Here is a 12129-nt window from a genome sequence, read left to right on the forward strand (position 1 = left end):
TCCCTATGCCTTTTCAATTTGTTCTGGACGATATGTACGTAATATCCAGATAAAGCAGGCGATAATAATAAAGGCGCTTGGTGGCATTAACAGCAAGCCAATCGGCTGATACCAGCCTCCCTCACTAATCAGTGGCATGATTTGCACCCCAAACACAGAACCTGAACCGCCCAGTTCGCGAATAAAGGCAACAACCATCAACACGACGCTGTAGCCAAGACCATTACCGATACCGTCTAAAAAGCTCATACCTGGTGAGCTTTTCATGGCATAGGCTTCAGCCCGGCCCATAACGATACAGTTAGTAATAATCAAACCAACAAACACCGACAGCTCTTTTGCCACATCATAAGCATAAGCTTTCAGAAACTGGTCAACCACGATGACCAAAGACGCAATAATGGTCATCTGCACAATAATCCGCACACTAGACGGAATGTGATTACGGATTGTAGAAATAAATAGGTTAGAAAAAGCGGTTACGAAAGTAAGTGCGATACACATTACTAACGCTTTATCCATCTTAGTGGTAACTGCCAGCGCAGAACAAATGCCCAGCACCTGCAATGCGATGGGATTGTTCGCAAAAATCGGCCCGAACAGAACCGTTTTAATTTCTTTTGCATTAGCCATTGGTTAAGGCTCCTTGACGCACTTTAGCTAAGAATGGGCCAAAGCCATTCTCGCCTATCCAGAAAGTAAAAGTATTTTGTACACCATTCGCGGTTAAGGTAGCACCAGATAAACCATCAACCTCATAAGGAGAATCCGGATCTGCATTACCAGGCTTTTTCACTTCAAGTGCCACTTCGCCTGCATCATTAACCAGTTTCTTACCGTCAAACTGAGCTTTCCAGCGGGGGTTTTCAATCTCACCGCCCAAACCCGGGGTTTCACCCTGTTCATAGTAATTAAGACCAATAATGGTGTTGCCATCGGTTTCTATAGCTAAGAATGCGTGCATGGTAGACCACAAACCGTAGCCGTGCACCGGGATTACGAAAGCCGTTAAATTACGCTGCTCATCATAAGCCAGGTAAACAGGGGCCAGTTCCGTAATTCTGCGAATAGACGCAACATCATTGCCATCTTCCAATGCTTTACTTTGCTCAGGGTCTTTTAACGCTTTGCGATAATCAAAAGTTGCCGGGTCACGCTCAACAAATTCACCGGTGTTAAGATCAACCAGTTTTGTTTCAATATGTTTGTTAAACGTCTCAACCACCATTTCCGGTGATGCGGCACCTTCAACCAGCCCTACAGCCCGCAAAATATTAATTTGCGAATCAAGTAGTTTGTTCTGGTTTTGCTGCGGCCGCAGTTGCACGGCGGCCGTTGACACCACAATAGCGCATACCAGACACAACGAGATTACTACGATCAGCGTTTTGCTGATGGAGTCATTATTACTAGACATTACGTGCCAGCCTCCGCTTAATATTGGCTTGTGCCACGAAGAAATCGAATAAAGGTGCAAACAGATTGGCAAACAGGATCGCCAGCATCATACCTTCAGGGTAAGCCGGATTAGCCACCCGGATCATAATGACCATAAAGCCAATTAAGATGCCGTAGGCCCATTTCCCCTGATTAGTAAACGAGGCCGATACCGGGTCGGTAGCCATAAAGAACATACCGATAGCAAACCCACCCAATACCAGATGCCAGTGCCACGGCATGGCAAATAATGGATTGGTATTTGAATCAACCGCATTGAACAGATAGCTGGTTAAAATCATGCCAATCATCACACCCAGCACTATGCGCCATGAGGCAATGCGGAAGTAAATTAACGCTAAACCACCAACTAATAATGCCAGTACTGATGTTTCACCGACTGACCCCGGGATAAAGCCCAGGAAAGCATCCCACCATAACTCGGTGTTTGCGGCGTAGTCCAGATCGCCCATTTGCGCTTTACTTAACCAGGTCGCACCTGAATAACCATCGGCTACGGTCCAGACCGAATCACCGGAGATCTGGGCAGGGTAAGCAAAGAACAGGAACGCACGGCCAGCCAGCGCCGGGTTCAGGAAATTACGGCCAGTACCGCCAAATACTTCTTTGGCCACAACTACACCAAAGGTAATACCCAGCGCAACCTGCCACAGCGGAATGGTTGCGGGCAGAATTAATGCAAACAGTATAGAACTGACAAAGAAGCCTTCATTCACTTCATGCTTACGCACTGAGGCAAATAACACTTCCCAGAAACCGCCGACAATAAAGGTAACGGCATAAATTGGGATAAACCAGACGGCGCCGTACAACATTTTGCCAGCCCATCCAGAAGCCTCAGTAAGATTCCCGCCCAGCATCTGGAAAATAGCAACCTGCCAGGTGTCAGGCGTGCCATAACCAGCGCTCAGTGCTGCAACTGCCTGATGACCAATGTTGAACATACCGAAAAACAAGGCCGGAAATAATGCCAGCCATACAAAAATCATAATGCGCTTTAAATCGATACTATCACGCACATGAGTTCCATTGCGGGTCACTAAGCCGGGCGTATAAAAAATGGTCGCCGCTGCTTCGTACAGCGCGTACCATTTTTCGTACTTTCCGCCTTTCTCAAATTGCGGCTCAATGCGCTCTAAAAAATGCTTTAAACTCATGATTAGCCTTCCTTCTGGATGGTCGTCAAGCAGCTGCGAAGAATAGTGCCGTAGTCGTATTTGCCAGGACACACAAAGGTGCATAATGACAAATCTTCTTCGTCTAACTCCAGGCAACCCAGGGTTTGCGCGCTGTCGGTATCACCGGAAATTAAGTCCCGTAACAACAGAGTTGGCAATACATCCAGCGGTACAACCCGCTCGTAATTACCAATAGGCACCATGGCTCGGGATGAACCATTGGTGGTTGTTGTCATATTGAACAAACGCTTCGGACTCAAGTGCGACAAATAAGCGCGGGTTACCGAGAATTTAGTGGCGCCCGGGGCTATCCAGCCTAAAAACTCTTTCTCGTATCCTTCAGCAAGCACCGATACCTGATTATGGTAACGTCCCAGATAACCATGGACACCATGAGCACTGCTACCTGCCAGCACTGAGCCAGAGATAATACGGTTTTTGCCGTCATTAAGTTCATCTTTGGTCAGCTCGGCCAATGAAGCGCCCTGCACCGTTTTGATTAAACGTGGTGATTTCACTACAGGACCGCACAACGCAACCACCCGGTTGGCATCCAGCTCACCGGTTAAAAACAGCTTAGCCATGGCAATCACGTCCTGATAGCCAATATGCCAAACCACTTTTTTCATACTAACCGGTTCTAAAAAGTGAATGTGAGTACCCACTAAGCCAGCAGGATGCGGGCCATCGAATTCGGCTACTTCAACCGCTGTGCTCTCAGGCAGTTGGCTGCCCGGTTTTCTGGTCAGATACACTTTGCCATCTGTCAGCTTAGCTAACAGCGTAAGCCCCTGCGCAAAGGATTCAGCTTCCGCGTTAATAATAACAGCAGGGTCTGCGGCTAATGGATTCGTATCCATTGCGTTGACGAAAATCGCTCGTGGTGTGCTATCAATCGCCGGTATCTGACTAAACGGGCGGGTGCGCAAGGCAGTCCACAAGCCCGAGTTAACCAGGTTTTCGGTAACTTGCTCGCGGCTTAAGCCCGCTAGCTGATCACTGCTGTAGCGATTAAACTGCTCGGCCTCATTACCGTTGACGGCAATGACGACAGATTGTAATACCCGCTTAGCACCACGGTTAATTTCTTTGACGGTACCTGCCAGCGGTGCGGTAAATTTAACGCCAGGGTTTTTCTTATCTTCGAAAAGCACCTGACCTTTTTTAACCACATCACCTTCTTCGACTGCCATCGTCGGACGCATGCCCACATACTCTTCGCCTAAAATGGCGACGGTAGTAATGGCATTACCCGTACTGATCTCTTGTTTAGGACTGCCTGCGAGGGGAATGTCCAAGCCTTTCTTGAGTTTTATCATACGTACTTGCACTACTATTTTGAGAAGAAACCGGGTCTAGTTTTTCAGCTGCAGCGAGCACAGCACACCTGATTATACTAATTAAGCCCAGAAGGCGATTAATTTTTAACCAGATACACGTATTAAAGTCGCGAATTCTAGCATTAAAGCAAGCGGCTATCCATGGTGTGACGTAAAATTATCAGCAAAATCATTGCAGGCTTGCACTGCTAAATTGGCAGCACCGCCCAGTCAATAATGATGCTTCGCCGGCGTTGCATCGGGTTGTTGCCGAGCTAAACCTGGCAACGCCATACAAAAAGCACCTGACAACGCCACACAAAAAGCCGCCTGCAGGCGGCGTGTCAATCAGACTAATTAGCCAGGTTAAGTAACGGTACTGCCGGTGTTACGTCGGCCTGATAATCAACGCCGTCAAAACCAAACCCGAATAAATGTAAAAACTCGGTGTGATAACCATGGTAATCGGTCAGGCTGTCGATGGTTTCGGTAGTCACCTGATCCCACAGTGCAGCAACGCTATCCTGTACCGGGTCGGCTAATTCTTTGCCATCCATTCTTAACCGCCCTGCGTCATCCAGGATCGGCGTATCGCTGTATAATCCCTGGCGAAACAAGCCGTTGATTTGTTCTATACAACCTTCATGAGTGCCTTGCTGCTTCATCACCCGATACAGCAATGATATGTACAGCGGCATAATAGGAATAGCGGAACTGGCCTGAGTAACCAGCGCTTTTAACGAAGCGACGTACGCTTTTGCTTTTACATCATCCAGCTTAGTGCGAATAGCGCCTGCAGCCCGATCTAAATCTTCTTTCGCCCGACCAATAGTTGCTTTGCCATAAATAGGCCAGGTAAGCTTTTTACCGATATAAGTGTAAGCAACGGTCTGGCAATTTTCGGCCAACACACCGGCGGCATGCAGTTGGTCTAACCAACGCTCCCAGTCTTCTCCACCCATTACCTTAACGGTATTAAATATTTCTTCGTCGTTGGCCGGCTCGACCGACACATCTTCGATTTCGCGCTTGGTAGTATTGAGATTTTTCGCAGTATAGGCCTGACCTATTGGCTTTAATACCGAGCTGTAAACCTCACCGCTGACCGGGTCTTTACGCCGCGGCGCTGCCAGGCTGTATACCACTAAATCAATTTTGCCCATTTCGCTACGGATAAGGTTAATGGCTTCGGCTTTTAATTCGTCAGTAAACGCATCACCGTTCAGATGTTTGTTCCATAAACCTTCTGCTTTAGCTGCCTGTTCAAATGCGGCGGTGTTGTACCAGCCGGCAGAACCGGTCTTGCTGTCAGTCGGGGCTTTTTCAAAAAATATCCCCAGGGTGCTGGCGCCAGAACCAAATGCGGCGGTGATTCTGGATGCCAGGCCATAACCGGTTGAAGCGCCGATAACCAGCACGTTCTTCGGACCGTTAGTTACCGGCCCTTGTTGTTTCACATAGCTAATTTGCTGTCTGACATTTTCAGCACAGCCCACCGGATGGGCATTGGTACATATAAAACCACGAATTTTCGGTTGAATAACCATAAGAAGTCCTGCTGTTAGCTCACTAAAAAATTATGCTAGTGTAAAACTTTAACGCAGAAAACAGGTCTGATCAGCCTGTTTATTTTATTTCTGGTTAATTTTCAGCAAATTTATCACATGGCGCAGCTGGCACAGGGACGTGTTACGACCGGTTAATTACTGCGGTATTTTTGTCGGTTTTGCTGCCGCCAAAGCATTTGGGCGACGCTGGCGGTTTTTCGGCGTAATATTCGTACCACTCGGATGGCGTGTAGGTATGCAACGCCAGCGCATGTATTTTTTCAGCCAGCTCTTCGGCCACTACGGCATTAACGGCACGATGGCGCGGCAACAAGCGCATGCCATCGAATGCCGGTGTGACAATCACCACCTTAAAATGGGATTCAGAGCCGGCGGGTACGTTGTGATTAGCACTTTCATTAATCACTTCCAGAAACACCGGTTCAAAGGCACTCAGTAATTTTTGCTCTATCGAGGTCTGGATCAACATTATCTTCATTCCCTGATCTGGTTTAACGCTAATTTTAGTCAAGCCAATGCGTATTGTCGCCTGCTAATTGTCCTTTTGACTGCAATAAGTCAGTAACGAATTGGCTGCCTTACTAAAATTAATTTTATCTATACTGGCGGTGCAATATATCTGAAAGTAAGATTAAGCCGCGGCGCAGCAACCCGGCTTTGCTTGGGCAGCCGGTGCTGCCAGTGCTGTTGGCAGGCGCCTGCCATTACAAGCAGACTGCCATGCTCCAGCTGCAACTGTAACTGATGCCCCTGCGTCTGGTGCTGCAAGTCGAAGCGCCGGGTCGCTCCTAAACTCAGTGACGCGATAATGGGTGCAACACCAAGTTCCGGTTCATTGTCCGCATGCCACCCCATATGGTCCTGGCCATTGGCGTAAAGGTTTAGCAGCACGCAATTCAGTGGCTGGTTGATGCTGTCGCTGACCGCAGCCGTTAACCGCTGTACCGCCGGATGCCATGCAGAAGGGGTAAAACGAACGCCAGAATACTGATAACTGCAATGCGGCTCGCCCATCCATACTTGCTGGCGCGGTATTTTCACCGTTTTACCATAAATGCGAATTTGCTCCTGACGCCAGCTTAACTCTCTGGTAAGTGGTGCAAGCAGCGCGTCAGCATCAGGCTTATCAAGCCAAAGCCGCCAGAGGGTAATCTCTGCATCAGGTAATAAAAAGTGTTGTGCTACTGCTTTGCTGTTGTCGCTCTGCGCCTGGCGTGTCAAAATGTCAATCTCTCTGCTAAGACGTTGTTGCTATGAATACCCAATTTCAGTTTGGTCAGATCAACCTGACCCTCCAGCGCTGGCCGCTTAACCAGCCTAACCACAGCTTACAAGCCTGGGATGCGGCAGATGAACTGTTGATAGAGGCTGTAAATACGGCTGCAACCAACTTTATGGCAGCGAATAACGCGTCGCCGCACCTGATGTTAATTAATGATAGTTTTGGCGCATTGTCCTGTGCCCTGGCAAAGTGGCGGCAAACCAGCAGCACTGACTCCTACCTGGCCCGCCAGGCAGTGAGTTATAACCGCGCCGCCAATGGCTTAACTAACCAGCAATTTACCAGTATAGACAGCCTGTCGCCGCTGCCCACTGATGCGGATATTGTGGTGATTAAGCTGCCCAATAACCACAGTTATTTGCGTTTTATTTTAAGTCAGCTGGCGGCCATTATCCGGCCTGAAACCGTTGTTCTGGCCGCAGCAAAAGCCAAAGAGATTAACCGTAACGTATTGGATATATTTGAAAAGCAGCTGGGCCCTGCCGAAGCGTCACTGGCGGTTAAAAAGTGCCGGCTCATTCAGTGCCAGCCCCTGCAAGGCAAATTACAACCTCAGTTTCCGCTGCGCTGGCCGCTGGCAGAGACTGACTTTACCCTGGTCAATCATGCGAATGTGTTCGCCCGGGAGAAACTGGATTTAGGCGCCCGTTTTTTTTTACAGCACTTGCCGTCAGATACGGCAGGTCAGCGTATTATCGATTTAGGCTGTGGTAACGGGGTGCTGGGGCTGATGCTGCTGGCTCAGCAGCCTGATTGTCAGGTCGTATTTACCGATGAATCTTATATGGCGATAGCCTCAGCTAACGCCAGTATCGCATTGAATTTGCCCAACTCCCGGAACCAGGTCGAGTTTGTGGTCGATGATTGTCTGGCAAGTCAGCCAGACCAGAGTGCCGATCAGATTATTTGTAATCCGCCTTTTCACCAACAACATACCGTTACCACTCATATTGCCACGCAAATGTTTACCGAAGCAAAACGTGTATTGAAACGGGGAGGCAGGTTGCGTATTGTTGCTAACCGTCATCTCAATTATCAGCAGCAATTGCAACGGCTATTTGGCCACTGTCAGCAGTTGGCTGCTAATCCAAAATTTGTGATACTTGAAGCCATAAAAAGGAGTTAACCCTGATGCGTACTCTGTTGCTGTGTTTATTTTTGCTTGCCGGCTGCGCCAGCAAGCCACCACAGTTAATCGTCAGCCCGCAAGTATTCTGGCCCCAGGCACCTTCGCTGAACCAGACATCGTTTGACTTCTATTTGCTGGACCAACGGTCAAATATGAATACTCTGGTTATTTACCGTGGAGAATACAGCAAGGGATATGCAACGGCCAATGATCTCAGGGCAGAGTTAGAGCAAACCGTTGCCACCGCACTCAAAGCCAGAGGTGCCAGTTTAAGCAATCAAAGTGGACGCACATTAACTATTCAAATCAATCAGTTACAAGCTAGAGTTAATCAGCGGCCGCTTGATCATGAAGTGGTAAACCGGGTGACCATGACGGTACTGGTGCAGCATAATGGCAATACCTTCTCCAAAGCGTATAGTGGTGACAGTCGTCAGATTGCCCCCCTAAAGGCCGATATTGCCGTGATAGAGCGTGAACTCAGAGTGCTGACCGAACAAGTGCTGACCGATTTATTGCGTGATGAAAGCTGGCAAACTGAAATAAGAGGATAAAATAATGCGAGTCTGGCTAACGTTTCTGATGTTATTTTTTACCCTGCCCGTCTGGGCGGGTCAGTTTATGCAGCCTGACAACCTTTATCCTAAGGTTCAACTAGAGACGTCAGCAGGCAACATTGTGCTGGAGTTGGATCGCAGTCGCGCACCGATCACGGTTAATAATTTCTTAAATTACGTTAAAGCAAATGCTTACAACAACACGGTGTTTCACCGGCTAATCGCTGATTTTGTGGTACAGGGTGGTGGATACAACCGTCAATTTGCTGAGATTGAGCAAGGGAAAACTATCTTTAATGAATCCGGCAATGGCTTAAAGAACCAATACGGCACTATTGCCATGGCTCGCCTTGCCGATCCGCACAGTGCCAGTAGCCAGTTCTATATTAATCTGGCAGACAACGACAGCCTTGACCCGGGTTCACGCTGGGGCTATGCCGTATTTGGCAGAGTGATCAGTGGCTTTGACGTGCTCGATAAAATTAATGCATTGCCCACCGAAACCAGTGAAAAGCTGGGCTGGCCAGACGTTCCCGTGGAGCCCTTATTGTTAAATACGGTGCGCTTACTGCCAATCGAATAAAACCGACTATACTTGCCTTAATTGTTGTCACCTTTGCAACAGTTGAGGCACGCAATGACAGAGCGGTTTATAGAACTTAAATCTCAGCAGTTGGTGTATTACGTGTCGCGCTTTTTGCGCGGCCGGCTGGCCCATAGTGAGTTGCATTTATTTATCTGGGATACCTTGGAAGAGTGGTCGCAGCTGCACTTGCTGGCAGGCACTCCCGGCAGTTCGCGGGAGCGGGCGTTCTGGCACCTGATGCACCAACTGGAATACTGGCCTGCCCACAGCCTGCAGCACAATCGTCAGCTTCGCCGCCGCATCCAGGATTGTATGTGTTTTCTGCGAGGTAAAGGGCAATGCCCACTAGACTGCATCGGCGTCCGTCCCTAATTACTTGACCTTCATTTCCAGCAGGGTAAGCTACCGTTATCGTTTTAAGAATGGATGTTTATCTTGGCCACTTTACCTCTCTGGCTCGTTGGCCTGCGTATTTATTTTCAACGCCAGGTGTTAGCAATATTTGTCCTGGGCTTCTCCAGTGGCCTGCCGTTAATGCTGGTATTCGGGGTATTATCATTCTGGCTCAGGGAAGCAGAAGTATCACGGTCCGACATTGGCTACTTTAGCTGGGTTGCAATGGCTTATGCCATAAAATGGTTATGGTCCCCCCTAGCCGACCACCTGAAGATACCATTATTACACAACAGGTTAGGCCGACGTCGCAGTTGGCTGTTAACGTCTCAAATTATGGTTGCTGTGGCGATTTGCAGTATTGCCCTGACCGATCCACAGCAGAATCTGGCTTTGATGGCCGCACTGGCGGTGGTTCTGGCTTTTGCTTCTGCTACTCAGGATATCAATGTTGATGCGTTTCGCATTGAAAGTGCAGCAATTGAAATGCAGGCTGCTCTGGCTGCGGCCTACCTTACCGGGTATCGGCTGGCAATGATTCTGGCTTCCGCCGGAACCCTCTGGTTGGCCGCTTTATTTTCTGATGGTCCGGGATATGACTTAGCTGGCTGGCAACATGCTTATCTGGTAATGGGTCTGTGTATGCTGCCGGGCATTATTACCACGTTGCTCAGTCACGAGCCTGTCAGTGGCTTGATGCAGCAGCAACGCACCGAAGGTTCAGTATTACAACGGCTGCTTGCCTGGTTAAAGCAAGCAGTGGTTGCACCATTTATTGATTTTTTTCAGCGGTATAAGTGGCATGCCGCGCTCATTCTGGCTCTGATAGCCTGTTACCGGCTTAGCGATGTGGTCATGGGTGTGATGGCGAATGCCTTTTATGTCGATATGGGCTATAGCAAAGAAGAGGTAGCCAGCGTCTCAAAAATATTTGGCGTAATAATGACACTGGTAGGCGCCGCACTTGGCGGGATCTTAATTAATCAGTTCGGCATCATAAAAGTGCTGTTTACCGGAGCAATCTTAAGTGCCGCCACTAACCTGTTATTTTCGGCACTTAGTCAGGTTGGCTACGATTTAATGTGGCTTACGCTGGTTATTTCTGCAGACAATTTAAGTGCTGGAATTGCCACCAGCGCGTTTATTGCGTACTTGTCGTCTCTGGTTAATTTGGCGTTTACCGCTACTCAATATGCCATGTTCAGCTCTCTGATGCTGTTATTGCCAAAGTTCACCGGAGGCTTTTCTGGTCAATGGGTCGACCAGCTCGGTTATAGTAATTTCTTTATTATGACGGCAACCATGGGCGTCCCCGCACTGATCCTGATTACGCTGTTAGCTCGCCTGTCTCATACAACCGCTGATAAAAAAGCCGCTAAGTAGCGGCTTCCTGTTTCAATCACAAATTAAGCGTAAACTTAATTGAAATCTGTGCTCAGGCACTGAGTACCTGTTTTAACCCTTCTGTCGGATCAACTTCCAGCGCCTGACAGTAACGGACATATTCAACTACGTCCAACCGGCGCTCCTGATTTTCAACTTTACCGATAAATGAATGAGGCGTTCCTAAAATTTCAGACAAACTGCGCATTGTGTGGCCTTTGTCCTGGCGCTGTCGTTTCAGCCAGACACAAAGACGCTTATTTTCATCTGAAATTACACTTTTAGTACCTTTCATATTTTTTCTTCTCCCAGCGTGTTACGCTTTTATTATGATTAACCAGCCTTCCTGCGAAATAAAATCCAAACCTTATTGCCAGTGCAATAAGCAATTTAAGCGTTTTAATTAAACCATAGGATGCGATGAGCGTATAGCTACATGCGTTAAAAAATGTACAGTAACTTTACATTGGCAGAAATGAGTGGTGAGTATAAACAGCACGGCGGTCAGAGTGATAGCAACCGCCAAAGTCTTCTGAGGTTTTAAAAAATGGTTAAACTATTGTTTCTAGTGCCTTTATTGATGTGCATAATCTGGTATTTGTATCTGCAGCAAAATAATTGGACTATCGTACAGGGGAAAAAGGGATTTATTTATATTATCAGCTTCAACCTTGTCATAGCGCTGGTTCTGACCATTTTGCTGTTTGCGACCAGCTAACAAGATAATATTATTGATTAAGAACGACTTTGCTGGTTAGCCTGGCAAAATCGTCCTCTAAAATTTACAAAAAGTATACTTTTACTAAACAGAGAATGACGAACCACAACCACAGGTTGTTGTTGCGTTAGGGTTTTGCACAATAAACCGGCTTCCCTGCAGGCCATCGGTATAATCGACCACGCCGCCCATCAGATATTGCAGGCTCATTGGATCAACTACCATCGAAACCCCCTGTTTTTCCACGGTCAAATCACCCTCGTTGACTTTTTCATCAAAGGTGAAACCATATTGAAAGCCAGAACAGCCGCCACCGGTAATATATACCCGCAGTTTCAGATTCGGATTGTCCTCTTCGCTTACCAGCAAGGCAACCTTGCGTGCCGCGGCATCGGTAAATTCTAATGGTATTTGCATATCAGACATGGGTGCTCCAACAGGGGTTACAACAGCGCGGATTATCCAATACCTGACTAATTTATTCAAGTATTAACCCTGCTGCAATCAAACTTAACGAAGAAACTTAATTAGCTATGCAATTAAGACCTGCGTTCTCAA

Annotated in this window: 14 protein-coding genes; 5 read left to right on the forward strand and 9 right to left on the reverse strand. The window is 47.8% G+C overall.

The features are described from left to right. Positions 1 to 3 precede the first annotated feature (3 nt). From B2X65_RS15330 to B2X65_RS15360, 7 genes are all read right to left on the reverse strand, one after another. On the reverse strand, positions 4 to 633 hold the full coding sequence (locus tag B2X65_RS15330) for an NADH:ubiquinone reductase (Na(+)-transporting) subunit D (protein WP_290614078.1): 630 nt from the start codon (positions 631 to 633) through the stop codon (positions 4 to 6). After that, the gene (locus B2X65_RS15335; RefSeq protein ID WP_290614079.1) at positions 626 to 1417 is read right to left on the reverse strand and encodes a Na(+)-translocating NADH-quinone reductase subunit C; all 792 of its coding nucleotides are present in this window, start codon (positions 1415 to 1417) and stop codon (positions 626 to 628) included. Before B2X65_RS15335 ends, B2X65_RS15330 begins: the two co-directional genes overlap by 8 nt. Continuing rightward, positions 1410 to 2615, reverse strand: a complete 1206-nt coding sequence (locus B2X65_RS15340; protein ID WP_290614081.1) for an NADH:ubiquinone reductase (Na(+)-transporting) subunit B — start codon at positions 2613 to 2615, stop codon at positions 1410 to 1412. Before B2X65_RS15340 ends, B2X65_RS15335 begins: the two co-directional genes overlap by 8 nt. Before the next feature lie 2 nt (positions 2616 to 2617). Then, positions 2618 to 3955 carry a Na(+)-translocating NADH-quinone reductase subunit A gene (locus B2X65_RS15345; protein WP_290614083.1) on the reverse strand — a complete coding sequence of 446 codons (1338 nt, stop codon included), beginning with the start codon at positions 3953 to 3955 and terminating at the stop codon, positions 2618 to 2620. 353 nt (positions 3956 to 4308) lie between these two features. Further along, positions 4309 to 5502, reverse strand: coding sequence for an enoyl-ACP reductase FabV (fabV, locus tag B2X65_RS15350; RefSeq protein ID WP_290614085.1), 1194 nt, complete (start codon positions 5500 to 5502; stop codon positions 4309 to 4311). A 142-nt stretch (positions 5503 to 5644) separates the two neighbouring features. Next, complete coding sequence (locus tag B2X65_RS15355) at positions 5645 to 5992, reverse strand: BolA family protein (RefSeq protein WP_290614550.1); 348 nt, start codon at positions 5990 to 5992, stop codon at positions 5645 to 5647. Between the two features lie 128 nt (positions 5993 to 6120). After that, positions 6121 to 6744, reverse strand: coding sequence for an alpha-ketoglutarate-dependent dioxygenase AlkB family protein (locus B2X65_RS15360; protein ID WP_290614087.1), 624 nt, complete (start codon positions 6742 to 6744; stop codon positions 6121 to 6123). A 32-nt stretch (positions 6745 to 6776) separates the two neighbouring features. Here B2X65_RS15360 and B2X65_RS15365 point away from each other — a divergent pair, with 32 nt between their 5' ends. From B2X65_RS15365 to B2X65_RS15385, 5 genes are read left to right on the forward strand one after another with little or no spacing between them, the layout of a single operon-like run. Next, positions 6777 to 7931, forward strand: a complete 1155-nt coding sequence (locus B2X65_RS15365; protein WP_290614089.1) for a methyltransferase — start codon at positions 6777 to 6779, stop codon at positions 7929 to 7931. Between the two features lie 5 nt (positions 7932 to 7936). Continuing rightward, on the forward strand, positions 7937 to 8488 hold the full coding sequence (locus B2X65_RS15370; RefSeq protein WP_290614091.1) for a YajG family lipoprotein: 552 nt from the start codon (positions 7937 to 7939) through the stop codon (positions 8486 to 8488). Between the two features lie 4 nt (positions 8489 to 8492). Further along, entirely contained in the window at positions 8493 to 9074 is a 582-nt protein-coding gene (locus tag B2X65_RS15375; protein ID WP_290614093.1) for a peptidylprolyl isomerase, read from the forward strand. A 54-nt stretch (positions 9075 to 9128) separates the two neighbouring features. Beyond that, complete coding sequence (locus B2X65_RS15380; protein ID WP_290614095.1) at positions 9129 to 9449, forward strand: hypothetical protein; 321 nt, start codon at positions 9129 to 9131, stop codon at positions 9447 to 9449. 54 nt (positions 9450 to 9503) lie between these two features. Next, positions 9504 to 10853 carry an AmpG family muropeptide MFS transporter gene (locus B2X65_RS15385; protein ID WP_414631425.1) on the forward strand — a complete coding sequence of 450 codons (1350 nt, stop codon included), beginning with the start codon at positions 9504 to 9506 and terminating at the stop codon, positions 10851 to 10853. 52 nt (positions 10854 to 10905) lie between these two features. On the opposite strand, the gene B2X65_RS15390 is transcribed toward B2X65_RS15385, so the two are convergent. Beyond that, entirely contained in the window at positions 10906 to 11148 is a 243-nt protein-coding gene (locus tag B2X65_RS15390; protein ID WP_290614098.1) for a helix-turn-helix domain-containing protein, read from the reverse strand. 507 nt (positions 11149 to 11655) lie between these two features. Continuing rightward, complete coding sequence (erpA, locus tag B2X65_RS15395; protein ID WP_290614099.1) at positions 11656 to 11997, reverse strand: iron-sulfur cluster insertion protein ErpA; 342 nt, start codon at positions 11995 to 11997, stop codon at positions 11656 to 11658. Positions 11998 to 12129 lie beyond the last annotated feature (132 nt).

This window comes from Arsukibacterium sp. UBA3155 (assembly GCA_002364615.1).
Taxonomy (GTDB): Bacteria; Pseudomonadota; Gammaproteobacteria; order Enterobacterales; family Alteromonadaceae; genus Alishewanella.

Bases quoted from the DNA above. Each gene is read 5' to 3' on its own strand.
- B2X65_RS15340 (WP_290614081.1), bottom strand. From the start codon at position 2,615: ATGAGTTTAAAGCATTTTTTAGAGCGCATTGAGCCGCAATTTGAGAAA.
- B2X65_RS15390 (WP_290614098.1), bottom strand. From the start codon at position 11,148: ATGAAAGGTACTAAAAGTGTAATTTCAGATGAAAATAAGCGTCTTTGT.
- B2X65_RS15365 (WP_290614089.1), top strand. From the start codon at position 6,777: ATGAATACCCAATTTCAGTTTGGTCAGATCAACCTGACCCTCCAGCGC.
- B2X65_RS15355 (WP_290614550.1), bottom strand. From the start codon at position 5,992: ATGTTGATCCAGACCTCGATAGAGCAAAAATTACTGAGTGCCTTTGAA.
- B2X65_RS15335 (WP_290614079.1), bottom strand. From the start codon at position 1,417: ATGTCTAGTAATAATGACTCCATCAGCAAAACGCTGATCGTAGTAATC.
- B2X65_RS15375 (WP_290614093.1), top strand. From the start codon at position 8,493: ATGCGAGTCTGGCTAACGTTTCTGATGTTATTTTTTACCCTGCCCGTC.
- fabV (WP_290614085.1), bottom strand. From the start codon at position 5,502: ATGGTTATTCAACCGAAAATTCGTGGTTTTATATGTACCAATGCCCAT.
- B2X65_RS15380 (WP_290614095.1), top strand. From the start codon at position 9,129: ATGACAGAGCGGTTTATAGAACTTAAATCTCAGCAGTTGGTGTATTAC.
- B2X65_RS15385 (WP_414631425.1), top strand. From the start codon at position 9,504: ATGTTTATCTTGGCCACTTTACCTCTCTGGCTCGTTGGCCTGCGTATT.
- B2X65_RS15330 (WP_290614078.1), bottom strand. From the start codon at position 633: ATGGCTAATGCAAAAGAAATTAAAACGGTTCTGTTCGGGCCGATTTTT.
- erpA (WP_290614099.1), bottom strand. From the start codon at position 11,997: ATGTCTGATATGCAAATACCATTAGAATTTACCGATGCCGCGGCACGC.
- B2X65_RS15345 (WP_290614083.1), bottom strand. From the start codon at position 3,955: ATGATAAAACTCAAGAAAGGCTTGGACATTCCCCTCGCAGGCAGTCCT.
- B2X65_RS15370 (WP_290614091.1), top strand. From the start codon at position 7,937: ATGCGTACTCTGTTGCTGTGTTTATTTTTGCTTGCCGGCTGCGCCAGC.